Origin of the sequence: Planktothrix prolifica NIVA-CYA 540 (assembly GCF_963864145.1) — a bacterium.
Taxonomy (GTDB): Bacteria; Cyanobacteriota; Cyanobacteriia; order Cyanobacteriales; family Microcoleaceae; genus Planktothrix; species Planktothrix agardhii.
On record NZ_CAWLTW010000001.1, the window covers coordinates 1,741,854 to 1,767,253 of the forward strand.

At 37.6% G+C, this 25,400-nt stretch carries 17 protein-coding genes and 1 pseudogene; 6 read left to right on the forward strand and 12 right to left on the reverse strand.

The window, feature by feature from the left end; all coding sequences use genetic code 11:
* Positions 1-168 precede the first annotated feature (168 nt).
* The 5 genes and pseudogenes from AC559H_RS08050 to AC559H_RS08070 all read right to left on the reverse strand — a co-directional run.
* Positions 169-1,779, reverse strand: coding sequence for a SpoIID/LytB domain-containing protein (locus AC559H_RS08050; protein WP_081694759.1), 1,611 nt, complete (start codon positions 1,777-1,779; stop codon positions 169-171).
* Between the two features lie 35 nt (positions 1,780-1,814).
* Positions 1,815-2,123, reverse strand: coding sequence for a type II toxin-antitoxin system RelE/ParE family toxin (locus tag AC559H_RS08055; protein WP_026794245.1), 309 nt, complete (start codon positions 2,121-2,123; stop codon positions 1,815-1,817).
* On the reverse strand, positions 2,120-2,404 hold the full coding sequence (locus AC559H_RS08060; protein ID WP_026794246.1) for a type II toxin-antitoxin system ParD family antitoxin: 285 nt from the start codon (positions 2,402-2,404) through the stop codon (positions 2,120-2,122). Before AC559H_RS08060 ends, AC559H_RS08055 begins: the two co-directional genes overlap by 4 nt.
* 138 nt (positions 2,405-2,542) lie before the next feature.
* On the reverse strand, positions 2,543-3,142 hold the full coding sequence (locus AC559H_RS08065; RefSeq protein ID WP_051319478.1) for a MamS/MamX family magnetosome protein: 600 nt from the start codon (positions 3,140-3,142) through the stop codon (positions 2,543-2,545).
* 287 nt (positions 3,143-3,429) lie between these two features.
* Positions 3,430-3,726 (reverse strand): annotated as a pseudogene (locus tag AC559H_RS08070) (response regulator); the annotation flags it as partial.
* Between the two features lie 60 nt (positions 3,727-3,786).
* Between AC559H_RS08070 and AC559H_RS08075 the strand changes: the two are divergent.
* The 3 genes from AC559H_RS08075 (at position 3,787) to rnc (ending at position 7,634) form a co-directional block, all read left to right on the forward strand.
* Positions 3,787-4,689, forward strand: coding sequence for a vitamin K epoxide reductase family protein (locus tag AC559H_RS08075; RefSeq protein WP_026794247.1), 903 nt, complete (start codon positions 3,787-3,789; stop codon positions 4,687-4,689).
* 98 nt (positions 4,690-4,787) lie between these two features.
* Entirely contained in the window at positions 4,788-6,182 is a 1,395-nt protein-coding gene (locus AC559H_RS08080) for an FAD-dependent oxidoreductase (protein WP_026794248.1), read from the forward strand.
* 276 nt (positions 6,183-6,458) lie between these two features.
* Positions 6,459-7,634, forward strand: a complete 1,176-nt coding sequence (rnc, locus tag AC559H_RS08085) for a ribonuclease III (RefSeq protein WP_026794249.1) — start codon at positions 6,459-6,461, stop codon at positions 7,632-7,634.
* A 90-nt stretch (positions 7,635-7,724) separates the two neighbouring features.
* Here the strand turns inward: rnc and AC559H_RS08090 are convergent, their stop codons facing one another.
* On the reverse strand, positions 7,725-8,063 hold the full coding sequence (locus tag AC559H_RS08090; protein ID WP_026794250.1) for a helix-turn-helix domain-containing transcriptional regulator: 339 nt from the start codon (positions 8,061-8,063) through the stop codon (positions 7,725-7,727).
* Entirely contained in the window at positions 8,050-8,382 is a 333-nt protein-coding gene (locus AC559H_RS08095) for a type II toxin-antitoxin system RelE/ParE family toxin (RefSeq protein ID WP_026794251.1), read from the reverse strand. Before AC559H_RS08095 ends, AC559H_RS08090 begins: the two co-directional genes overlap by 14 nt.
* Before the next feature lie 191 nt (positions 8,383-8,573).
* On the opposite strand from AC559H_RS08095, the gene AC559H_RS08100 reads away from it, so the two are divergent.
* A complete protein-coding gene (locus AC559H_RS08100) occupies positions 8,574-9,437 on the forward strand; it encodes a DNA-methyltransferase (RefSeq protein ID WP_051319479.1) in 864 nt (287 codons plus the stop codon).
* On the opposite strand, the gene AC559H_RS08105 is transcribed toward AC559H_RS08100, so the two are convergent.
* The 4 genes from AC559H_RS08105 to AC559H_RS08120 all read right to left on the reverse strand — a co-directional run bounded on the left by AC559H_RS08105 (position 9,434) and on the right by AC559H_RS08120 (position 12,717).
* Positions 9,434-10,459 (reverse strand): ABC transporter permease, encoded by a 1,026-nt coding sequence (locus AC559H_RS08105; protein WP_026794252.1) that lies wholly within the window; start codon positions 10,457-10,459, stop codon positions 9,434-9,436. The genes AC559H_RS08100 and AC559H_RS08105 overlap by 4 nt on opposite strands.
* A 115-nt stretch (positions 10,460-10,574) precedes the next feature.
* Positions 10,575-11,483: a CHAT domain-containing protein gene (locus AC559H_RS08110; RefSeq protein WP_081696191.1), complete on the reverse strand. Its 909-nt coding sequence runs from the start codon at positions 11,481-11,483 to the stop codon at positions 10,575-10,577.
* Positions 11,477-11,749, reverse strand: coding sequence for a hypothetical protein (locus tag AC559H_RS08115; RefSeq protein WP_026794254.1), 273 nt, complete (start codon positions 11,747-11,749; stop codon positions 11,477-11,479). Before AC559H_RS08115 ends, AC559H_RS08110 begins: the two co-directional genes overlap by 7 nt.
* A gap of 20 nt (positions 11,750-11,769) precedes the next feature.
* Positions 11,770-12,717, reverse strand: coding sequence for a DUF1822 family protein (locus AC559H_RS08120; RefSeq protein WP_148292148.1), 948 nt, complete (start codon positions 12,715-12,717; stop codon positions 11,770-11,772).
* Positions 12,718-12,991: 274 nt separating this feature from the next.
* On the opposite strand from AC559H_RS08120, the gene AC559H_RS08125 reads away from it, so the two are divergent.
* Positions 12,992-14,500: a UbiD family decarboxylase gene (locus tag AC559H_RS08125; protein ID WP_026794255.1), complete on the forward strand. Its 1,509-nt coding sequence runs from the start codon at positions 12,992-12,994 to the stop codon at positions 14,498-14,500.
* A gap of 361 nt (positions 14,501-14,861) precedes the next feature.
* On the opposite strand, the gene AC559H_RS08130 is transcribed toward AC559H_RS08125, so the two are convergent.
* A complete protein-coding gene (locus AC559H_RS08130) occupies positions 14,862-23,195 on the reverse strand; it encodes a glycosyltransferase (protein WP_051319481.1) in 8,334 nt (2,777 codons plus the stop codon).
* A 210-nt stretch (positions 23,196-23,405) separates the two neighbouring features.
* Between AC559H_RS08130 and ftsH3 the strand changes: the two genes are divergently transcribed.
* The gene (ftsH3, locus tag AC559H_RS08135) at positions 23,406-25,244 is read left to right on the forward strand and encodes an ATP-dependent zinc metalloprotease FtsH3 (protein WP_026794256.1); all 1,839 of its coding nucleotides are present in this window, start codon (positions 23,406-23,408) and stop codon (positions 25,242-25,244) included.
* The last annotated feature ends 156 nt before the right edge of the window (positions 25,245-25,400 follow it).

The window sequence follows — 25,400 nt, forward strand, 5'->3', positions numbered from 1 at the left end:
CCCTATCTCCCAATGTTGAACTCTGAATTTTTGTTAAGTACCTAAACAAAATTAATTACACATCCTCCACCCTGTTCCCTCCCCCCCAAGCCCCCCGTGCACGGGGGGTTTGGGGGGGCTGTTCCGGTGTTCCCTCTCTCAACTAGGTAATTTATTTTGTGTAACTACTTAATTCCCAGACAGCATTGATGGATTTAAAGGTTGGAGTTGGGTTCCTGGGAAGTAAAAGTTTAAAATTTGTTCGCTTGACCATCCCAATTTAGCCAGATGATAAGATCCTGTCTGACTCATTCCTACTCCATGTCCGAAACCACCTCCAACAAAAACATAACCTTTAAGGGTTTTATTGGGATTGTAAACGGGATCAATATAAAATAAAGTGCTAATCGGGGGTAAAAATGCACTTTGAATTTCATCTTTAGCAATTTCTAACATCCCTTGATCTGTCGTTACTATCATTTTCAATACTCGGCCAGTTGGCGATCTCTTTACAATCTCAACCTTTTGAACTTTCTTAAAATTAGCTTGAGGCAAATTGCGCCGATTTAAGTAGGATCGCAATTGTTCTGCAATCGCTTCTAAGGTAGCTTCTCCTCGCCAACGAAAATCAAGTTCTCCGGTTTCATTAAATCCGGTTTTCAGATTGATAAACTTTCTAAAATTAGGTTCAGAAGCTAAATTTTGTTGAGATAAATCCCAAATTTTATTCGGAGCGTCAATTACTCCTTGTAAATAGGGCCGGGGTTCTCCATTCCAAATATCATTATAATTTGCCGTGACTCCCCCACTGCTGGAAAAATACACCGCCTCCGTCAAGTTATTATTATGGGTTAAAGCTAAACCTTTAGTCACCTCAATAGCTTGATCTGTAGTCGAATAAACTTCCGTTAGTCCTCGATAAACTTGACAGTCAGTATTAGCACAAAGATGATAATTGTCCGCTTCAAACCGTTGCAGGTTTCGCAAGGCGTAGGTTCGCGCTAGAACCGCCTGGGCTTCGATGGAGGCTGCCGGGGGCCAAGCACCAATTTCATGTGGCACGACGCCCCGCAAATAGGTCTCTAATGGCACATTATTAACGAGGGTATAAGTCCCGTAGGCATCGGGTTGCAGTCGCAAACTTCCCCCATAAACCAAAGGTTCGGGATCATTGGGTTTTTGACTAACTTGAATCACATTCTCGGAGGCCGTGATCTTCAATTCATTGCGGTTGTAGCGATATCCGGCCGCCGTCCAATAGGGGGTACGTTTTTGGGTGAGAACTTGGGTTTCCAGGCGCGGCAGTTTATGGCCTTGGGCCTGTAAACTATCAATTAACCACCGCCGCAATAGGGGGGTATTGTAAACGCTGCGTTTGGCCCAAACTTGCCAGCGATCGGGTTGGGCCAGTTCCACTTCTAAACCGAGCGATCGCCATTTTTGAGCGTCTTCTTCAGCATTTTCATAGCTGCGGTGGGTACTTAAAACCACTCTTTCTTCGACTTCCGGTTCCGGGAGGGGTTCAAATCCCATTTTCAGGAGCACACTCTCAGTCTGGAGTTGTTTGTTCCCTTGGGGCGTCTGAAATTGCAGGGTTAAGTAATCTCCCGGTTGGGCTTTGAGAATCAATTGATCGCTGGGTTTATCCCCAAAGTGTTGTACCACACCGATTTTTAACGTCGGGTTGAGGTCTGGAGGTTGGGGTTGTTGTTCTTGGGCGATCGTGGGAGTGGGGGAGAGGATCAAGAAGCATAATATACTTAATATCTTTGGAGGGGAAAATAATATCATCTTAGCCATATTAATTAATGTTATAGTTGTTGATTTAGTTATTCTTATTCAGATGATTCTTGATCGGAAAAAACAGCTTCTATATTGCGATAACCACTGACCACCCGAACAATTTCTACACCATTTGAAATCGGGCGATAAAATATTAAATAGTCTTCAATAGGAAATCGTCGCAGACCTTCAGATAGTTGATGGCAACTTTGCCCCATGTTAGGAAAATCCGCTAAACGTTTAAATTGTTGTTTGATTTTGTCATTAATTTGTCTAACTGCTACGGGACTAAAACGGGTGAGGTAGTTATTGATTTCTCTTAAGTCTTGCTTGGCTGGAAGTGTAATTAAATATCGGCTCATGACATTACTTCCTCTGCTTGAAGTTCAGCTTCCATCCGTTGCAAATCGGCTTCTAATTCAGCAAAAACTTCTTCCCCATCAAATACCTCACCTCGTTCTGAAGCTGCAATTCCCTCTTGAATTTTAGCTTTTAATTCGGCTAACTCGGCTTCTCGAATGCGATCGCGTTGATCTAATAACATTAACGCTTCCCCAATGACATCACTCACAGAAGCATAGCGACCGCTATTAACTTTATCATGAATAAACTCTGTTAAGTGCTTCGTTAATGGAATTTGCATGGTTTCAATATCCTTCAATAGTGTTGATGATTAATTTATAGTTTAATCGTTTTTTAGGATAACCGCAAATAAAACCCGGCTATCCTTGGGAGACAAAATCAAGAAAACCGGATTTACTTAATATTAACCTATTAACGATTAATTAACAGGGGTTTGTTGTAACAATCTTGTCCATCGAGGATAACCATCTTCATCGCGTAATTGCAAGGTTTGATTTCCTTTTTTAATCTCTCCAACAATTAAAATGGATTGTCGTCTCCTTTTGACTCGCATTCCCGTCACTTCTAAGCTGTCATTAAGTTGAATTTGAAAGTCGTGTTCCTCTAAATACCATAGGGGTGCAACATGAACTTCTAGGGTTTCTTTATTCGTTTTCATCAATAAATGAACATCTTGAGATGTTGGATTTTCTTGATTTCCGGGTTGTATTTCTGTTACTGTTCCTTGAAAGGTTTTTACGCGACTCGGATCATATATCAATCCAGAATATTGTCTTTGTCTTAACAGAGCATTTATCTCCAAATCTTGACGCATCATACGATAATTTTGCCATATCTGATTAATGCTCTGCTCCCTCCTCATTCGTTGAAGGCTATCATGCAACATTTTAGGAGTAAGTTGTGGAGAGTTTGAGTTAGACTGTGCAAATAAAGGCGGGGAATAATTCAGGGAAATAAAAGCAATCCCTGTAGCAATTACAGCGCCTGTAACTAGAGTTTTAGATAAATTAATCTTCATGGTTCAGTCCTCCTGGTGAATTAACCAGTTTTGCTGATAGATATATGATAAAGTATCCTGCAAGTGGAGAGTCTAGTTAAGTTGATAAAACTTTATAAAAAATAGCAAATCTTCATTAAATTAAGAATAGATTAGTTTGTTCTTTTACCTTGAGAATAGGGCAGAAAAATTGTATAGCAATCCTAAATGATTTGTGATAAAAATCTGTAGGGGGTTTTGTCTCTAAACCCTCTTTGCGCCTGGGTTTGGAGATCAAACCCCTACGATAAAATATTACAACCTATTTAATCATCCACTCCAGCATCTAACCCCATAATTTTATCGGCTTCGGTATCTTTTGCTGTTAAAATTAGAATAGGAATCAAACTGCCTTGGTGTCGTAGCTTTTGGCAGAGTTCAATTCTCGATAAGCCTGGTAATAACCAATCAAAAATAACCAAAGTGTACTGTGTCCATTGATTTTCCAAATAATCCCAAGCTTCTATACCATCCTGAACCCAATCTACAATATAGGCTTTTTGGGTTAATATTCGTTTAATGGCTTCCCCTAAATCTGGTTCATTTTCCACCAACAAAATTCTCATGGTTTAAAATCCCTAAAAGGATATAAAATTTTTTCCAGTATAACCTACAAAAATATTGCTATGATTCGCCGACGTTCAACTCCTTGGATTCATCAAAAGTCGAGATTTATCATTGCTAGTGTAGCTGCTTTTGGTGCAGTAATTGCCGCCTATTTAACCTTTGTTAAACTGACAGGAGGAAGTGCGGCTTGTCCGACAACAGGTTGTGATCAAGTTCTGGAAAGTCCCTATGCCATTGTTTTTGGTTTACCCCTACCTTTGTTTGGATTAGTGGCTTATATTATTATGGCTGGGATGGCAGTTTCTCCTTGGTTAATTAATCCTGAAACCCAAAAAAGTTTAAGAACAAAAACAGAAGATTGGACATGGATATTGATGTTTGCTCAAGCATCTGCCATGATGATTTTCAGCTTTTATCTGATGTATATAATGGCATTTGTCATTAAAGCCTTGTGTATTTATTGTACTGCTTCTGCCATTTGTTCTATCAGTTTATTCGTTTTAGCTTTATTAGGTAAAGATTGGGAAGATCGAGGTAAACTATTTTTTATTGCGGTAGTAGTAGCAATGATCACATTAATTGGAACCTTAGCGGTATATGCTCCAATTAATAGCCCTCGCGCTGAAGAAAGTCAGTTTAACATTACCACAATATCCGACCCGGCGAATATTGAACTGGCTGAATATTTAACCCAGTCTGGGGCAAAAATGTATGGGGCTTTTTGGTGTGGTCACTGTCATGATCAAAAGCAATTATTTGGTCAACAAGCAGTAGATAAAATGCCTTATATTGAGTGTGACAAAGAAGGTAAAAATCCTCAACTTGATTTGTGTAAAGCCAAGAATATTGAAGGTTATCCCACCTGGGAAATTAAGGGTAAAATGTATACAGGAATTCAGAGTTTAGAAAAGTTATCAGAGGTTTCAGGATATAAGGGATCTCGGGCTTTTGGCGCTCGTTAATATCAATAAAACCCATAAACTTCGTTGTTGCACTTTGGTGCCAATTCCTATGGGGATGCGCTAAAGCGCAACAACGGAATATAATTAGGTTAGAATTTATGCAGTCTTTACCGAATTTCAACAAATCTCGTCGCAATTTCATACAATTGAGTGCTTTAGTTGCGGCTTCTTTTCCCCTTTGGTCAAGTTGTCAAAATAATTCTCAGGCTATTTCAGAAAATATTATTATTATTGGTGCGGGAATTGCGGGAATTGCAGCGGCGAAGACCTTAAAATCTCAAGGATTTCAAGTTACTATTTTAGAAGCTCGCGATCGCATTGGGGGTAGAATTTATACAGATAAAACATTAGGTTTTCCCGTCGATTTAGGCGCGTCATGGATTCATGGAATTCAAAATAATCCGATTGGAAAACTAGCCCATGACTTTAATATTGCTATTAAACAAACCAATTATTATCATGTAGATTTATATACGAATAATCAAAATAAAATTCAAGATTCTGAATTGGAAAAAGCTGAATCCCTATATGAAAAAATTATAGCACAGGCTAAATCTTGGAGTGAAAATCAAGAACAAGATGTCTCAGTTTATCAAGCTGTTAACCGCTTTTTTAAACCCGATAACTTATCACCTCGTCAAGCTAAATTAGTCAATTGGTTATTAACTTCAGAAATTTTAATTGAGACAGGAGCAGACTTAGAAAAACTTTCAATTTGGGAATTGGATGAAGATGAAGCTTTTGACGGAGAGGATTATCTTTTTCCTAATGGTTATGAGCAAATTATTCAAAACTTAGCCCAAGGACTAGAGATTAAACTTCAACATCCCGTTACTGAAATTCAATATAATAATCAACAAGTTACCGTAAAAACTCCTCAAGGTGATTTTTCAGGAAGTGCGGTATTAATCACCGTACCATTAGGCGTATTAAAAGCCAATAAAGTTAACTTTATCCCAGAATTACCCCAGGACAAAAAAACGGCAATTCAGAAATTAAACATGGGAGTTTTAAATAAAGTTGTAGTAAAATTCCCTAAAGTTTTTTGGGAAAAAAGTTATGAATTTCTAGGATATTTACCTAAAAGTAGCCCCAACTTTACAGTATTTCTGAATTTTAATTATTATAACTCATCTCCGATGTTAATGGCTTTAACCGGAGGGAGTTTTGCCAGCAGTTTAGAAACCATGACTCAACAACAATTAACCGATAAAATCATGGCAGTTTTGCGAGAAATGTATGGCAATTCTATTCCCAACCCCCAAGAAATATTAGTCACTCGTTGGAGTTCTGACCCCTATACATTGGGTTCCTATTCCTATATTCCACCGGGAACAACGGCAAAAGAACGAGATAGTTTAGCCTCTCCAGTTAATAATATGCTATTTTTCGCTGGAGAAGCCACCTCTCGTCAATACCCAGCAACCGTTCATGGAGCCTATTTATCAGGATTAAGAGAAGCACAACGAATTCAAAAAATTTTTATGAATTGACTTAACTTCTCCTATTTAACTGGTTTAGGATGATTTAAACCTGAATAGCTAATTAAACCCTAGTAGTTTCTCCAGTATTCGATTGTTATAGCGATCGCTCATCCCCCATTGTATGAAATTTTGGGATAGCAAAAAAATATCAGTTTTTCAGAAATCGAATATTGTCGAGTTGTAGTTAAGGTCTAAGTTACTCACCCTATGGTATGAAGATTTTTTCCAATACTAATAGGTGTGGCTTTTTGTTTTGAGCTATTTTAGTAAAAGGATGAACTTAAGATGCAACTCAGCAACCATGATAGAATAGGTCAATCTTTGACATTATTAAGTCAAGCATTATCTCCTTATGTCGAGGAAAAAATGAGGGGAGTTTACAAAGATAAATGGTTTGATAATGCTAAACAATACTTATTAAAAAATAAGAATTTTAATCGGAGCGATGAAGAAATTTTTCAAGACGTTCATGTATTATTAACTATCATCAATAAACAATTTGATCAGGTTTTTAAAAAATACTTATCTTCCGAAAGAGGTTTAGTTAGCGAACTGATTGAAGTCCGAAACAAATGGGCGCACAATAATCGCTTTTTAGCAGAAGACGCTTTTCGAGATTTAGATAGTATTCATCGGTTACTTGTAAAAATTGGTGCTGAACAGGAAAAGGTCGTTTATGATCATAAACAAATTGTTTTACAACGAGTTTTTCAAAAGCAATCTAATTTTTCTCAAGCTCAAATGTCTCAAGCAGATGAGCAAATTAGAGAGCAATTAAAAGAACTTTTAGATATCATTCCGTTTCAAGATTCGAGATTATTGTTACGAGCATTAACCCATCGCAGTTATATGTTTGAAAATCCAAATAAAACACAAGGAGATAACGAACAACTGGAATTTTTAGGGGATTCTGTGTTACAATTTTTAGCGGGAGATTATGTTTATGAAAAATATTTTGGTGAACAGGAAGGACAATTGACCCAGAAACGAGAAAAAATTGTCAGTAATGAAGCGTTAGCAATATTAGCTCAGGATTTTAATTTAGGAAAATGGATAAAATTAGGGAAGGGAGAAGAATTAACCGGAGGTCGGACAAATCCAACTTTATTAAGTAATACCTTGGAAGCGGTCATTGGAGCTTATTATAAAGATTCTGGTATTGATGCGGTTTGGGAATGGTTAAAACCGATGTTAGAACAATTAGAAACCATAAAAATAGAGCCTAACTGTTCTCAGGTATTGAGTGATGCTAAAAATACTTTTCAACATTGGGCGATAACTAATCATCAACAAAATCCTGAATATATTGTGATTCAAGAATCTGGAGATGATCATAATAAAGTCTTTACTGTAGCAGTTAAAGTCAAGGGTAAGGTTTATGCTCAAGGAAAAGCTACAAAGAAAAGAGATGCAGAAAAGCAAGCCGCGACCCTAGCTTTAAAAAAATTAGGATTAATATAAAATGAGTTTTAGGGGCGGGTTCACCCAGAGCTTTATAACTCACAATTGATGTTTCTAAACCCGCCCAGACTGGGACTTTTTCAATATAAGTTATTCTTTATATCCTTCTATTTCTGGTTCTTTCACCTGAATTGAGATTTTAAACCCTAAAATATTAAGTAATTCAACAAAAGTATAAATTTCTGTACAACCGCTTACTGTTAAGCAGTCATAAATTTTTTCTTGCTTTTTAATCAGTTCTTCGGATAAAAGATGCTGACTAGAAAAAGCTCTCATGATATCTTCAATTGTGGCGAGTAGTAGTTTTGGTTCAGGATTTTCTTCTTCTAAAACAACTTCTAAATAAACTGCTGCTTCTTGAGGATCTTTGAGAGATTCTATAAAAGCATCTTTCCAGCTATCACTAATGGGAGTTTTAACGTCTTGCATGGTAGTTTCTCCAGTATTCTTTGGCTTTTTCAATATCTTGTTGTTGAGTGCTTTTATCTCCACCACATAAAAGGAGTATTAGGGTTAACCCAACCTGTCCAAAATAGATCCGATAACCAGGGCCATAATTGATTTTAAATTCATAAACGCCCTCACCTAATGAACGATAATCTCCCCAATTTCCTAAATGAATTCGCCTTAACTTAGTTTGAATTTTCAATCTAGCTTTTCGATCCCGCAGGGAGTCTAACCATTCTGCAAACGGAACTTTACCTTCTGGTGTAACATAACGTTGAATTTCCCTAGGTTGACTTTCCATCATGATCATTATCGCGATCGCTCATCCCCAATTTTATCAAACCTGTGCGTTGTTAGGGTAAATTTTGGAATAGCATTTCTGTCTTAACAAGGGACGGGTTGATCAAGATTTATGCTAATTAATAAAGATGGTCTTAAACTCGCCCATACGGTTTGGGTTATATTAGGATAATGATCAAAAATTTAAGCTCAATGACTATTACTGAATTTATTAATAAAATAGTCCAAGGAGATTGTATCGAAGTGATGAAAAACTTCGAGAATGACTGTATTGATATGGTGTTAACTTCTCCTCCTTATGATAACCTCAGAAAATATAAGGGTTTTGTATTTCCCTTTGAAGATATTGCTAGAGAATTATACCGTGTGATTAAACCAGGGGGGGTTATGGTTTGGGTGGTTGCTGACGCCACTATTGAGGGAAGTGAAACTGGAACCAGCTTTAAACAGGCGATATTTTTTAAAGAAATTGGTTTTAATCTTCATGATACCATGATCTTTAGAAAAAGAAATCCTATTCCACAAATTTATCGACGCAGATATAGTAATGAATTTGAATATATGTTTGTTTTCAGTAAAGGTCAAGTTGCTACCCATAACGCCCTAATGGTAGACTGTTTACACGCCGGATTAGAACTAAATGGCACAACCTATAAAAATTATTCAAAGGATGATCAAAAACGTTCAAAAATGGCAAAACCTGTAAAGAATCAAAAAATTAAAGGGAATATTTGGGAATATGTAGTGGGAAAAAATCTCGAAGATCAAGAAGCTAAAAATCACCCTGCACCCTTTCCCTGTGAATTAGCGAGGGATCATATTTATTCTTGGTCAAATGCTGGGGATTTGATTCTTGACCCGATGTGTGGAAGTGGGACAACTTGCAAAGTTGCTCAACAAATGGGGAGAAATTTTATCGGAATTGATATTAGTCCAGAATACTGTGAAATTGCGAGAAATCGAATTGAAAAAGTCGATGGATTCCAGTTGCAATTGCCCCTAGATACCATCGAATTAAATCAAAATTCTATTCCGTCATTACCCCAACTTTCCTAATATCTAATTCTCGGATCAATACAGGCATTCAGAACATCAATTAGAATACTAGCAGCAACAACAATAGCCGCGAAAAAGACAACAATTCCCTGCACCGTTGGATAATCTCGGAAACTAATGGCTTCATATAAACGATTAGCTAATCCCGGCCAAGAAAAGGTAACTTCCGTTAAAATTGCCCCCCCTAATAACGCTGCAAAAGTTAAACCTAAAACCGTAATTACTGGAATCATGGCATTTTTTAAAGCATGGGCTAAAACAATTCTTAATTCGGGAATTCCTCTGGCCCTAGCCGCTTCTACATAATCGGCTTTTAAAGTTTGTTTGAGGTTAACCCGCACAATGCGTTCAAAAATACCACTTAACAATAAACCTAAAGTTAAAGAAGGTAAACAGAGGTAATAAAGTGCGACTCCCAACTGCATTAAGTTTCCCGTAAATAAACTATCCAAGGTATACAAACCACTCCAACCTTCAGGAGTAGGAATTGTCACCGGAAATCGTGTTCCCAGGGGAAACCAACCCAACTGCACCGCAAATATTAACTGAAACAGCATCCCGGCCCAGAAGGGAGGAACCGCATAGGTAATGATTCCAAATAAACGCCCTCCCGTATCCCAAACCGTATCAGGATGGGACGCGGCTACGGCCCCAACGGTAATTCCCACCGCCAAAGCCACCATCATGCTAAATAAAGCCAGTTCAACCGTTGCGGGAAAGTGATTTTGAATAATTTGCCAAACCGTTTCCCCGCGACTGGTGAGGGATGTGCCTAAATCCAGATGTAGGAGTTTTCCCATATACTCAAAATATTGTTGCAATATGGAACCTTTTAACCCCAATTGCGATCGCAAAGCCTCCTTTGCGGCTTCTGGCGCCCTGGGGCCAAGAATCGCATCCACCGGATCACCCGGCGTGGCGCGTAACAGCAAAAAAACCACGGTGGTAATTGTCCACAACATTAAGGGGGCTAACAGTAAACGACTAAAAACGTAATATTGTAAAGCTTTAGAACGAGACATAATCGACTAAAAATCACTTTAGACTTATATTAAAGCCTCTGGATCAATAAACTTACAATTCACCCCAAATAAAAAATAATTACCCTGTTAAAAGGACGCGATCGCACTTTCTTCATCAAAGCCCCCCTTTTTTAAGGGGGGTTGGGGGGTTTTTTTGACCCTCATGTTTTAAGATAGAAGTAGCTGGTAAATCAGAAATTGTCCCGTTAATCACCATTAAAGCTTGACTTCCTAAACGTTGTTTAAGCTCCGAGGGAGGCATTGGCACAATTTGAACTAACGCTTGCAATTGCTCTAAAATATTCGCCTGTTCTAAAGGAGATAAATCAAGATTTTGTTCAAATATTTCTCGTAATTTTGCTAAATCTTCTAAACTGGTTTTACCATCAGTTATTGTTGAAGATAAACCCCGCAAATCATCCCAAATTAAAGGCATTTCTGAGGGATTTTGGAAAATAATTGGCAGCCAACTGGCACAGGGATATTGATCTTCTTTAGCGTGGAGTTTTTCTCTAGCTTCGCGCACGGCTGTATATAAAGTTTTTCCCTTAGAAAATGCTAGGAGAAAATACTTTAAAAATTCCGTAGCAATAGTATCAGGGACGGGTTCTCGCATCACAATAATTTGAGGAATTTGTAAATCCGCTAAATCCCGCGCTAACCCCAACCCATCACAGGAGTTAAAAATGGCTAATTTCAGCCCTCGATCAACAGCAAATCGGAGAGAATATTTTAAATCAGAAATAGTTAAATAATCCGTCGGATTAATATGAATAATCCCTGATTCTTCCTCGGTTAAACTATGTCCGGCAAAAAACAGAATATCCCAGCCAATTTCATCCCGGAGGTGAACATCAACGTCTAAACGTTGGGGTTGATCTAAAACTGTCACATCCGCACCGATAATCTGTTGTAAAATAGCTCGATCTTTCTGAACATTAATATCTTGATTATTTCCTAAAATCGCTAAAATTCTAACTCGCGTTCTGGGTAGGTTTAAATTAACAGATTCCGCTCTTAATATTCCGTTTCCAAGGTTTGTAAGGTTTCCTGATAGGTTTGAGTAAAGTTTTGATGAATTTTGGTTTTATCAGCTTCCGGGGGAACCTGCACCCGCACAATAAACACGCCATCGCCTTTATTTTTAATTCTTTGGATAGTTAATTCGGTTTCAGAGTTCTCAACTTGAACTTTTTTAAAGGAATAAATAAACGCCCGCCAATCAACTCCTTCACGGAAGATTAAATCATCAGATCCTCTTAAATTAGCATATTCTAGGTTAGCATTCATTAAGTTTGCTTCCTTTAAATTCAGACCAAGCCTTGTAACGCAATTGATACAATTTGATTCTCTGCGGTATCCTCCAATACAATATCTTTTTTATCATTTAAAATTATCACTTTTAAATCTTTAGGGAGAGGCGAATTATCTGTGGAATAAACTTCTAATAAAATTCGCACTTCTTCCTTAACTCTGGAAATCAAGTTTATGGTTAAAACTAAGGTTGTTTCCTGAATATTAATCGACTTAACTTTTCTCACACCTAAAGCAGAATGGTGCGGTTGTAACTGTCGCAAAGTTGCTACAGCATTCCAAAGAATGTCATCATCTTCGGTGATTTGGATTTGTTCAACTAAGGTTTCAATCTGGGTTATTTCTGCTTCACCTCCTGGGAAATCAGGGTTTGATTTACCTCTCCATCCTTCTAACGCGGGAGTTGCAGAAAATATTCCAAAAACCTCCTCAAAAGTTTGCCATCCTGTCTGAAAAATTCCCTCAAACCATTGATTTAAGGGTATAGATTGTGTTGTTACTTTTGCCTTGAGTTGTTCTAATAATAAGGTTTCATCTAAGTTTAATACCGCTTTTACATAGAGATGATAAGCAGCCACCGGAACTTCTAATATAGTTTTCCAGGCTAATTCCTGTTGATGAAATTCGGGGTTATTTATAGTTCCTTTGTTCAAACCCAAAGCCAAAATTTCTTCTAAACTAGAAGATTTTTCAATAAATCCTTGTTCAAAGTCTCCCACATCTAACAAAAGGTCATATATTTTCCGAGATAATCGTTTTCCTACAGGTTTTAATAAATTACAAGTTAGCATCGGAATTACATTGCAAGTTTCCGCAATTACATCCTGTTCTAAACCGGAAATTGTTGTTGGAATTAAGAGATTAGTTGAACTAAGATAGTCAGTTTTTACAGACAGTAACATCACCGAAATAACTTGCCATTCCGGTGTTTCGTCGATTTCCAATTCCGGTTCCGTGACAATTATTACATAGCGAGGCGGTGTATTCCCATTGAAAAAATCAAAAATAGCAGGGGAATAAAAATGCTGTTTTTTGGGATTTTCTTGGTCTACAGAAATAATTGCTTTTTGAATCTGAGCGTTTGTATCGGTTGTTTCTAAATCTTCTCCGATATCAGGAACATGATTAATAATCTCTGGAATTTTATTTTTTAAAAATTCACTTTAATTGTTAAAAACTGTCATAATATAAAAATAGACGTAAAAATTCTTAAACACAATGGCGAGAGATTTAAGGGGCTTTTTAAAACTGTTAGAAGAACGAGGACAATTAAGAAGGATTAAAACTTTAGTTGATCCTGACTTAGAAATTGCCGAAATTTCTAACCGAATGTTGCAAGCAGGTGGCCCTGGATTATTGTTTGAAAATGTCAAAGGTTCACCATATCCGGTGGCTGTGAATTTATTGGGGACAGAACAACGGGTCTGTTGGTCAATGAACATGGAAAAACCCCAAGAGTTAGAGGAATTGGGGAAAAAATTAGGAATGTTACAACAACCTAAACCCCCGAAAAAAATATCCCAAGCGATTGATTTTGGTAAGGTTTTATTTGATGTAGTTAAAGCTAAACCTGGGCGTAACTTTTTCCCTCCTTGTCAACAGATTATCATTGAAGGAGATGATGTTGATTTAAACCAAATTCCGATGATTCGTCCCTATCCTAAAGATGCGGGGAAAATTATTACTTTGGGATTAGTAATTACTAAAGATTGTGAAACTGGAACCCCAAATGTCGGAGTTTATCGGTTACAATTGCAATCTAAAAATACTATGACCGTGCATTGGTTATCAGTAAGAGGCGGTGCTAGACATTTACGCAAGTCTGCGGAGAAGGGAAAAAAATTAGAAATTGCGATCGCTTTAGGAGTAGATCCCTTAATTATTATGGCGGCGGCGACTCCGATTCCTGTTGATTTATCGGAATGGTTATTTGCGGGATTATATGGGGGTTCTGGCGTACAATTAGCCAAGTGTAAAACGGTGGATTTAGAAGTACCTGCGGACTCGGAATTTGTATTAGAAGGAACCATTACCCCCGGAGAAATATTACCCGATGGGCCTTTTGGTGATCACATGGGATATTATGGGGGTGTGGAAGATTCTCCTCTAGTTAGATTTAACTGTATTACCCATCGTCAAGATCCGATTTATTTAACGACTTTTAGCGGTCGTCCTCCTAAAGAAGAAGCGATGATGGCGATCGCTTTAAACCGGATTTATACCCCGATTTTAAGACAGCAAGTATCGGAAATTGTAGACTTTTTCCTACCCATGGAAGCCCTGAGTTATAAAGCCGCTATTATCTCCATTGATAAGGCTTATCCGGGTCAAGCAAGGCGGGCAGCTTTAGCGTTTTGGAGTGCCTTACCTCAGTTTACTTATACCAAATTTGTAATAGTTGTGGATAAGAGTATTAATATTAGAGATCCGCGACAAGTGGTATGGGCAATTAGTTCAAAAGTTGACCCTTCCAGGGATGTTTTTATTCTTCCAGATACGCCTTTTGATACCTTAGATTTTGCTAGTCAAAAAATCGGATTAGGGGGAAGAATGGGGATAGATGCAACTACAAAAATACCTCCTGAAACCAATCACGAATGGGGAGAACCTTTAGAGTCAGATATTGATACAGCCGAAATGGTGACAAAACGTTGGGCAGAATATGGATTAAATGATCTGAATTTAACCGAAGTAGACCCAAATTTATTTGGTTACGATATCAGATAAAAATGTAGCCACCGTTGTTGCGCCGTTGTTGCGCCGTTGTTGCGCCGTTGTTGCGCCGTTGTTGCGCTTCAGCGCACCTCTTATCAGGCTAAAGCCTAAAAACGGGGTCTGTTTAAGTAGCCGTTGTTGCGCTTCAGCGCACCTCTTATCAGGCTAAAGCCTAAAAACGGGGTCTGTTTAAGTAGGTGTTCATAATTATTCGCATTTATAGAAAAATTGTTGTTGATGCTTCAGGTTTTATAAGAAATGCGCTGAAGCGCAACAACGGTGCAACAACATTATGACCATTTTTAGAAGAAATGCGCTGAAGCGCAACAACGGTGCAACAACGGTGCAACAACGGCGTAACAACATTATTGGTTTATTGATGGGTTAACTGTTCATAATCTGAACGAAACCATTGCGGTAAACGAGAAAGATCCTGAATTTGTAATTGTTCAGGGCGACAATATAATAACACCGCCAATAGAGGTTTAATGGTGTCTATTTCATTTAATCCTTGATTCATTTGAGAGGCTAAGGTTTTAATGAATTGCTGTTCTGTAGATGTTAAATTTTCTTGAGAAAACCCACTATATAATAGGGTTCGATAGACTTGACCCACTGAACTTTGATAAACAGATTCTAATTGTATGGTTTCCAAACCCAACCAAAAATCAGCAAATTGTCGGCGAATTTGACGTAAATCCTCAACAATAGCAGCATTAGCCGGATCAATTTTATATAAATTAACACATCCAACTAACCGATTTTTGAATAATTCTGCATTGGTTAACGGTAGATTTTTTGTAACAATTAAAGGCTGTACTTTTTCCACAACTAACGGATTTTCAAATACCCGTTGATATTCTTTTAATAACCATTCAGGTAAACGAGTTTTTGCATTAGCAACTACCATTTTTCCATGGGGATAATATAACATTAATACCATTAAATGATTTAAAGAATCAGACTGTTTAAGTCCAATCGCCTGTTGAGTAATTTGGTTAACAAATTGTTCTTCTTCTACGGTTAATAGTTCCCGTTGAATCCCTCGATTTAAGAGAATTTGATATCCTTTTCCTAAATCTGTTGTATACATTCTTTCTAACTGTTCGGGTAGAATTTTTAACCAATGTTCCACCATTATTTTCCGAATAGAACGTAACTGATTAATAATTACTTGATTATTGGGTTCTAATTCATAATGATTGATATGAGTCACCAAATCCGATAAATACTGTTGGATTGCTTCTCGACTATTGAGTTGAATAGATGGCGAGTTGGGTTGGTTTTGTTGCCAAGTTTGGAATAACTGTTGGAAAATTATACCCATTTTATTTGAGTAGGTTCGACTATCCAAAAATTCAGGATTCTGCTGCATTTTTTGTTGAATTTCTTGGCGCTTTTGTTGTCGAAGTTGAGGATTATTAGCAAGGGTTGTGGCTAGATTAATATAGGATTCTTCACCATTGGCAATTAAATCATTAATAGAGAGCGATCGCAACAAAGAAGCCGCCATTAATGAACGGAATGAACCAATATCTCGGACGACAAAAACCTCTCCCGCTTGGGATGTTGTCGGGGAAAAATTAGGAATAATATCCCCATCTCGGACAACAGGAACTAAACCCACTTCTAAGGGATCAACTAAAGAATTTACCCCAGAAAAAGGATAGGAGTCTAAATAAATATCCGCTAACTTCAGATATTCTTTAATATCGCTGCGACTCCCTTGGGGTTTAATCATAATTAAACGACTCGGATCAACACCATATTTAGTTAAAACTTCTTTAAACTTATTAATCCAGGGAAGCGCTCTATATTGAGATGCCCAATTGGGGTTAAATGGATATAAAACCAACACCGAATTAGGAACTTTTGCTAATAGTTTAGCCCAAGTTTCTCGAAGTTCAGGAATAATTTTATAGAAATTAGCACCGGAGATAAAAACAACCGCCTGTTCAGAAATTCCTAAACCAGAACGAGTTGGAGTAACTTGCGGTGGTTCCGGGGGAGTTGCATAATAACTAAAACAGTGCGCCGTCCCTTCTAAAAGAATTAATTTTTCCCGATATTGGGCTTGGGGATTCTGTTTTATTTCTGTTAAAGTTCCTGAAATATAGTAATCCATATTCCGCATTCCTGTAGTTACACAGGATGATGTTGATGTGATTTGAATCCGGGCTAACCGATGTAATCCTAAGAGCGTTATCCCGTGATTAACGGCCGTTACATTGGTTCCAATTAACAAAATATCTAAATCATCATTACGGATTAATTGCACCTGTTCTGAGATGTTTTTAGGCAGTTTTACAAAGCGTTCTGCTCGACTTTGGCAATACTTTTCTAGGGGATGATTATTCGATTGTAGAGTATATAAAATCACCTCAAATTGAGTTGAATCTAAATACTCAAAAACAGGTAAAGTTGAGTAAGTTTCGGTTTGGGGTAGAAAATGGTTACTGAGAATTCCTAAGCGGATTTTCTGACGATTTGGACGTTGGGGAAATTGATAATCTAAAGAATAACCTAAATGAGTTAGGGCAAATTCCATAATTTCCGCCCGTTTAATATAAATATTTTTGAGATTAGCTGTATTAAAATATAAAGGAATAAAGTTAGCTATTTGGGTGAATTTCCAGGCTAATTCTTGCCAAATTGAAAACTCAGGATGACTGGTAAACCGCTCATGAATATAGGTAATCCAATTTTCCAAATAACGATAATATAGTTCAGCTTCTCCTAATTCTTGGAAAAACTGAGGGACTGCTAACATAAACTCGAAATAGTCGGGTAAAAACCATTTAGGAATAGGGGCTTGAATATACCAATTAGGGGATAACTGGTAGGGATAGCTATACAAGATAATTGCCAATAAATATTGTATGCTTTTCGGTTGATTGAGTCCCTGTTTTAGATAAGCATACCAATCTTGAACTTGAGCTTTTTCTGGGGGTGTTAAGGCTTCATTTTTTATGCCGCTATTGAGTAGAATTTTATGGGCTTGACCAATTTCTCCTCCATAGGTTTTTTCTAAATTCTCTGATTCTAAACCTAACCAATATTGAGCCACAATTTGCCGAATTTGACGCAGGGAATTTAGGATAAAATCTGGGTTATTGGTGGTTTTATATTCTTCGGTTAAACGGGAAACTTCCGCTAAAATTTGAGCCGGAGTTAAAGTTTTAATTTGAGCTTTGGGTTGTTGTTGAGGACTAAATAACCCAATAATTGCCTGTTTAATTGTATCAGATTGACTACATTTTAATGCTTCTTGAATTTGAGCAATCACCGCCTTAGCATCGCCCTGAGTTAACAGTTGTTGAGCGGTATTAATAGCATACAAACCATAATGTTCTCTGGCTTTATTTGATAAAATAACCGCTTGATTTTCGGGTAAATAGGATTGAGAGAGTTCAATGGATTTTAAAGTATCAGAAATATTGGCTCCCATTGAAATTAACCGAGAACTTTCTGAAGTTGAATGTAAACGATAACAGGCTAAAGGTTGGGGTTCATAAGCAACAGGATAATAGGTAGAAATTCGTTTCCACATTTCCCAATCGGCGGCGGAACCTGCATTTTCAGAAAATCCTCCTAATGTTTCATAAACACTGCGTTTAACCACCATAGCAGCAAATTGAATACGCTGCATCACAGCAATGCGTTCTAACCAGTTAGAAATAATCCCATTTGTTTCCTGTTCTAAAGCAGAAAGTGAGCGTTGTTTTCCCTGTTCATCAATATAATAATGGCGACAAAATCCAGCCCCGGCGGTGGGTTCTTTTTCTAATAATTGTCGCATCTGATGATAAAATCCAGGTAGGACTAAATCATCCTGATGTAGAAGATGAATCCATTGTCCCGTCGCCCGTTTAATACAATCATTCCAGTTAGGAATTAACCCTAAATTCTGCGGTTGTTGATAGAATTGAACTCGATTTTTACCGAAGGTTTTAACTAGAGCTTCAAATTTTAGATTAGTTGAACAATCATCAACAACAATAATCTCCATTTCGTCAGAACTCGGTGCTTGATTCAGAACACTATTTAACACCTGTTCGATATATTTTTCGCCATTATAACTGGGAATAATTACTGACCAAAAGGGTCGAGGTTGAGCGGAAAAAACCGAAGCAATTCGAGGTGCATTAACTTGACTAAGTTTAGATAAATTAATATACATTTGAGCAGGATCAATTTTTTCCATTCCCTCCCCTTTAATTTGAATTTGCTCATCACAAGTTTCTATGATTTCTGGTGATAATGTTTTCATAAATTGAAATCGGGTGGCGGGGTCAGCAAATCGGTTCCAAATTCTTAATAAATTAGTTTGTACTGTTTGTTGATAGCTTCCTAATTCAACTACAGAGTTTAATAATTCCGTGATTAATTTGATATAAAACGGTAGATGAAACTGTGATAAAACTTGATTTGCTAAATCACAGGATAAATTATTAACTAAAATTTGATAGTTTTGATCAGTTAGTTGAATTTGAGCATGATTCAAAAATTGAGCTAATTTTTCCCGTGAGGAGGTATATCTTTTAAAGATTAATATTTCTTCTTCACGACTTAAATCTTGTTGATGACTTAAGGAATTTTCTGATAAATTCAAAGTCCCTAAGATTTCAGGAATAAAATTAAATTCGCCCGCATTAGCAATTCTAATATAAAAGTCTTGATCCCCTCGAACTTTTAAGGTTTGATCAAATAATCCATAATTATTATGTAGAGATTTTCGCCACATCGGTTGAGAACCAATTTGGGCTGAAAATAATAATTTTAAACGGGAAAATTCCGACCATTTCCAGTGCGGTTTGCCATTTAACTGTTCTAAATTAACACTTTCTCCGGGTGATACCGCTTGCTGATCTGCGTGTACTAATATGACTTCTGAATGTTGATCTAAATAGTTAGATAACCTTTCTAAAGTGTTTAATTTGAGACGATCATCGGTATTTTGATTGGTGATATATTCACCCCGCGCGATCGCAATTCCCCTATTCCACGCTTGATAAATCGTTTCCCTTTCCTCAGTTTTAATATAAATAATCGAGTCAGGATATTGCTTTTTAAACTCTAAAATAGTATCTTGTTCATTTTCCTGGGAACCGGAATCGACAACAATAATCTCTAATTTTCCTTGTTTAAATAAAGTTTGATTAACTAAATTTTCCAACCTTCCCGACATCATTGATGCGGAATTATAGGTAGAAACAATCGCAGAAACTTTGATTTGAGGCTGAGTTAATGACTGTTGTTTTAAGGCTAAAACTTGATGATCTTTCAACACAATTACAGGAGGAGATAGCTGTTCTGAAGTATATTTCCCTTGCTGAATTAATTGTATTTCATCTTGAACAATTTGCTTCACTTCTTGATAATATTGCTCTCGATAAATTTTAGAACGTTGAGTATCATAAGTACGAAATCCGCCAATTAAACTTCTCAATAAATACAAAGGAGCATAACGAGAAAAGCGTAACCACAGTTCAAAATCTCCCGCTAAATTGAGATTTGTTTGTAATTTTGATCCAGCTTTTTCCCAGAGCGATCGCGTCCAAAATGTACTTTCTTGTTGAATCCAGGTATGTTGTAATTGTTGATATTGTTCCACCCATTGTTTATCTAAAAGCATTTTTCTTGACCATAAAGGCGTCTGCATTTGACTATGAATATGTTTGCCATTTCTATCCCATTCCGTGGGAATTCCCATCACCCATTCCACCTGTTTATTGTGCCCAAATGTTGCCGCCAGTTTATAAAAAGCATCGGGATGATATTTGTCATCAGAATTTAACCACCCCATAATTTCACCCGTTGTTTTTTCAAATCCTGCATTCACCGCCACATAATGACCGCCATCCGCTTGACTTTGCCAATGGGTTAAATATTTCTGATATTTTTTAATAATTTCTACTGAATTATCCGTACTTCCCCCATCCATAATTATGTATTCTAAGTTAGGATAATTTTGACTCAAAATCGAATCAATACACTCCTCTAAAAATTCACCTTGATTTAAAGAAGGGGTAACAATAGAAATTTTAGGTAAAGATGAAGAAACTAAAATTTCAGGAGATACAGATATGACATTTATTGCTGATTTTTGCCAAAGAATATTATAGGAAATCGGTTGACCAAATTCTTGATAGGATGTTTTTGTAGTGGGTTGCCAAAATTGGCGATAAGCTGTTTCTGACATTCCATATAAATCAGGATCAAGTTTAATTTGATCAAAATCAATCATGGAATTTAAGGTTTTTTGGGTCTTAAATAAATAGGGTAAAAATTGATTTGTCCAAACTTCTTTGGGTTTAACCACCACATCAAAACAATGTAAGGAAAAACCATCGAGTTTTAAAATTCGATCAATATCTTGGGTAATTTGATCAAAAGTTGTTTGATTTTCAGAAATATGTTCTAGGGTAGAAATACTAAAAACACAATCAAAATATTGATTAGGAAGTTCAGCGTTAAAGTTACCAATATAATCTAAAATAATACGGGAGTTGGCATAATTTGTAATTTGATTTGGGCCATTTCCTACTCCTTCAAATTTGTCTAAATTCCAACATTCATAATCTTGTTTTAATGCTTCTAATACTCTGGAATTTCCCCCACCAATTTCTAATAATTTTGAACCTTTGGGTAAATTCTGGGTAATAAAGTTATAGACTAATAAATCTTGATAAATTTTTAGATCACAAGCATCGGGATTAATATTGCTATAGGCTTTAAACCGTTGAAATTGATTAAAATGACTCCGTTTGGAATAGGTAAAATCTTGAAAATTAAGCTGTTTTTTTTCTGATTTTAAGTTTTGCATAGTTTTGATTAAGGTATTTTGGATAATTTCCGCCATTTTCGACCAGGAATATTGAGAAGATTGCTGTAAACCTGCTATAATTAAAGGCTGACGAGTTTCGGGTTTTTGAATTTGTTCTAATGCTTGTAGCATTTCTAAAACCTGATCTTCATTAACATAATAAGCCGCTGTTTTAGCAATTTCTGGAATTGAACCTTTTCGACAGGTAATTACCGGACAACCGCAAGCCATCGCCTCTATAATTGGCATTCCAAACCCTTCATATTTAGAGGGATAAACTAATGCCGTTGCGCCGGAATAAGCCGATTTTAATTCTTGATCACTCAGTTGCAATAAGTTAATTTTAAACTGTTGAATATAGGGATAAAATTCTGCTTCTAAAGTTGGTTCTCCTCCGACACAAACAATTTCAAAATCTCGGTTATTTTTCAGTTGAGCTAACGCTTTAAAGAATAATAAAGTGTTTTTATATCCTCCCGCACCCAAACGTTGACCGACTAAAATAAAATAGGGTTTATTGATGCTATATTTGACTTCAAACTGTTTAATTTCTTCTCCTGTTGCGGGTGAAAATACAGCAGGAACACCACAATGGGCGACAGTAATTTTATCGGGTTTAATATCAGGAAAAAACCGAACTAAATCCTGAGCCGTATTTGCAGAAATCGTAATATAGGCGGATGCGTGTTTAATTCCATGATGTTTTTCTCGCCACATAGGAGTAGTTAAATCCAGTCCTAATTGTTCTGGAATCATGTCATATCCCATAAAAACCGAAGGTGTTGTTAGGGGAGTTGTATAATAGGTAGAAATAAACAGATCGGCATTTTCTTGATCACAGATATTTTGTAATAACTGCCGATCTTCCTCAACTTTATCATAATTATATTCAGGAATTTGATAATATTTAATCCCAGGAATTTTAGGCGTAGTCCCTTCCCGGTCTAAAACAATAATTTGTTGAGCAAAATCTTTTGTAGACCATACTTCTAGTAAGGATTTCCAAACCCTAGCAATTCCGGTATTACGAATCTGGAAAAATACACCATCAATAATAATTTTACTGGAATTTTTACCAGAATTAATCTGTTTTCGAGTGGCTACGGCTTTTAAAAAATCCTGTTCAATTAAGGAAGGGAGAGAATTAGAACTAGATTCTATAGACACAGCTTTTTTCCAAGATGATCCTGATATTTTTGTGGCGGTTAATAGATGTAAACTACTCCCATCAGAATATAAGTTTAACTTAAATTTCTCAGCAATTTTTACCAAAGATTGATAGGTATAAATAGAAATATGTTGACCTTCATGGAGAGCATAATACCACCATTGATCAGGTTTAGGATGATCCGCCGGAAGCAGTTGGGTACTGAATAATAAATTTTGGGAAAACTTTAATAATTTTTCAATTTCCTCAAGGGGATCAACAAAGTGTTCAAACACCTCAAAAGCCGTAACTAAATCATAGTTTTCTTGTTGATTTCCTTCAAATCCCTGATAAAATATATTTTGACAATATTGATCATATCCATAAAAATCAAACCCAAAATCTCGCATCAACCGCACAAATAAACCATAACCACATCCATAATCTAAAAACTTGCCTTTGGAATTAAAACATGATATAATTAACTCTTGAGTGATTTGAGAAAATTTAAAATTCCGTGCCACTAATCCCACGTCACTCATAGCAATTGGATCAGCATAAGCTTGATCTAACCAATAGGGTTTTTCAGTTTGCACAAACCCACAAACCGAACATTTAAAATAATCAACAGTATGGCGATTTAAAATTGTAGCTTGAGCAAAATAGGGAGATAGGGAACTACAAATTTTACAAAGGGAATTTTGGGTAACTTTTGATTGACTTTCAACTTGCACTATGGTTTGACCTTAAACTGAACTGAGGGAAAAATCTTTTACTATATTACTGCGTGCGAGTGCCGGGGCGATCATTAGCTTTGTCCTTAACCAATTTAGATCACGAAACAAGACCCGATGTACCGTTGATGAAAAATACGTTAAGATTAGTAACAATACCATAACAATGAGTCCTGTAGACTCGCCGCAACAGTAGGAGGATAGACCTCGGTGAATAAACGCTGGAGAAATGCGGGGTTATACGCCCTGCTTGCCATTGTAGTCTTAGCATTAGCAACTGCCTTTTTTGATAAACAGCCCCAAACCCGGGAAAGCTGGAAGTATAGTACCTTTATTCAAGAAGTCAAGAGTAATAAAGTTGAACGGGTCAGCCTGAGTTCTGATCGCTCCAGAGCCTTAGTCACGGCCCAGGATGGGAATAAAGTTATTGTTAACCTTCCCAACGATCCGGCCCTGATCGATATCCTGACCGAAAATAACGTTGATATTTCAGTTTTACCCCAAAACGATGAAAGCTTCTGGTTCAAAGCCCTGAGCAGTCTGTTTTTCCCGGTTTTACTATTAGTTGGCCTATTTTTCTTACTCCGTCGCGCTCAGAATGGCCCGGGCAGCCAAGCGATGAACTTTGGGAAGTCCAAAGCTAGAGTCCAGATGGAACCCCAAACCCAAGTCACCTTCGGAGATGTGGCGGGTATCGAACAAGCTAAACTCGAACTTAGCGAAGTCGTGGACTTCCTGAAAAATTCCGATCGGTTTACGGCCGTGGGTGCAAAAATTCCTAAAGGGGTGTTATTAGTTGGCCCCCCAGGAACCGGAAAAACCCTGTTAGCCAAAGCCGTAGCCGGAGAAGCGGGAGTTCCCTTCTTCAGTATTTCCGGTTCGGAATTTGTAGAAATGTTCGTTGGTGTGGGTGCGTCCCGGGTGCGTGACCTGTTTGAACAGGCGAAAACCAATGCTCCCTGTATCGTATTTATTGATGAAATTGACGCCGTAGGACGTCAACGGGGTGCAGGTTTAGGCGGTGGAAATGATGAACGGGAACAAACCCTGAACCAATTATTAACCGAAATGGACGGGTTTGAAGGCAATAACGGAATTATTATTATTGCCGCGACTAACCGCCCCGACGTCCTCGACTCCGCCTTAATGCGTCCGGGTCGCTTCGACCGTCAAGTCGTGGTTGACCGTCCCGACTATAACGGCCGAGCAGAAATTCTGCGAGTTCATGCCCGGGGCAAAACCTTGGCTAAAGATGTGGACTTGGATAAAATTGCCCGTCGTACCCCCGGCTTTACCGGGGCGGACTTATCCAACCTGTTAAACGAAGCCGCTATTTTAGCCGCCCGTCGCAACTTGACCGAAATTTCCATGGATGAAGTCAATGATGCCATTGACCGCGTGTTAGCTGGCCCCGAGAAGAAAGATCGGGTCATGAGCGAAAAACGCAAAACCCTAGTCGCTTACCATGAAGCCGGACACGCCTTAGTAGGGGCCTTAATGCCCGACTATGACCCCGTACAGAAAATTAGTATTATTCCTCGTGGTCGGGCCGGGGGGTTAACCTGGTTTATGCCCAGTGAAGAACGTATGGACTCCGGTTTGTTTAGCCGCTCCTATCTGGAAAATCAAATGGCCGTGGCTTTGGGTGGCCGGGTAGCTGAAGAAATTATCTTTGGGGAAGAAGAAGTTACCACCGGAGCGTCTAACGACTTACAACAGGTGACTCGGGTGGCCCGTCAAATGATTACTCGTTATGGAATGAGCGATCGCCTTGGCCCGGTGGCTTTAGGTCGTCAACAGGGGAATGTGTTCCTGGGACGGGATATTATGTCGGAACGGGATTTTTCCGAAGAAACCGCCTCAACTATTGATGCCGAAGTCCGTATATTGGTGGATGCCGCCTATAAACGGGCAAAACAAGTATTAGTAGAAAACCGCCATGTTTTAAATCAATTAGCCAATGTTTTAATTGATAAAGAAACGGTGGATGCTGATGAATTGCAAGAACTGTTAGCCAATAATGAAGTCAAAATGGCGTCAGTTGTTTAATTCAAATCCTAAAAATTAAATCAGTTTAAATAAAAATAGGGCTATTTCTGGGAACAGAAATATAGCCCTATTTTTATACCAGTTGCCCCTAACAGTTAGGAAAAAGACTGCTAAAGTCTTTTTTTCCCTATTCCCTCCCCCCCTAGCCCCCCGTGT

Coding starts and splice junctions, on each gene's coding strand:
- AC559H_RS08050 (WP_081694759.1), bottom strand. CDS start 1,779: ATGGCTAAGATGATATTATTTTCCCCTCCAAAGATATTAAGTATATTA.
- AC559H_RS08115 (WP_026794254.1), bottom strand. CDS start 11,749: ATGAATGCTAACCTAGAATATGCTAATTTAAGAGGATCTGATGATTTA.
- rnc (WP_026794249.1), top strand. CDS start 6,459: ATGCAACTCAGCAACCATGATAGAATAGGTCAATCTTTGACATTATTA.
- AC559H_RS08095 (WP_026794251.1), bottom strand. CDS start 8,382: ATGGAAAGTCAACCTAGGGAAATTCAACGTTATGTTACACCAGAAGGT.
- AC559H_RS08065 (WP_051319478.1), bottom strand. CDS start 3,142: ATGAAGATTAATTTATCTAAAACTCTAGTTACAGGCGCTGTAATTGCT.
- AC559H_RS08060 (WP_026794246.1), bottom strand. CDS start 2,404: ATGCAAATTCCATTAACGAAGCACTTAACAGAGTTTATTCATGATAAA.
- AC559H_RS08075 (WP_026794247.1), top strand. CDS start 3,787: ATGATTCGCCGACGTTCAACTCCTTGGATTCATCAAAAGTCGAGATTT.
- AC559H_RS08080 (WP_026794248.1), top strand. CDS start 4,788: ATGCAGTCTTTACCGAATTTCAACAAATCTCGTCGCAATTTCATACAA.
- AC559H_RS08100 (WP_051319479.1), top strand. CDS start 8,574: ATGACTATTACTGAATTTATTAATAAAATAGTCCAAGGAGATTGTATC.
- AC559H_RS08105 (WP_026794252.1), bottom strand. CDS start 10,459: ATGTCTCGTTCTAAAGCTTTACAATATTACGTTTTTAGTCGTTTACTG.
- AC559H_RS08125 (WP_026794255.1), top strand. CDS start 12,992: ATGGCGAGAGATTTAAGGGGCTTTTTAAAACTGTTAGAAGAACGAGGA.
- AC559H_RS08055 (WP_026794245.1), bottom strand. CDS start 2,123: ATGAGCCGATATTTAATTACACTTCCAGCCAAGCAAGACTTAAGAGAA.
- AC559H_RS08090 (WP_026794250.1), bottom strand. CDS start 8,063: ATGCAAGACGTTAAAACTCCCATTAGTGATAGCTGGAAAGATGCTTTT.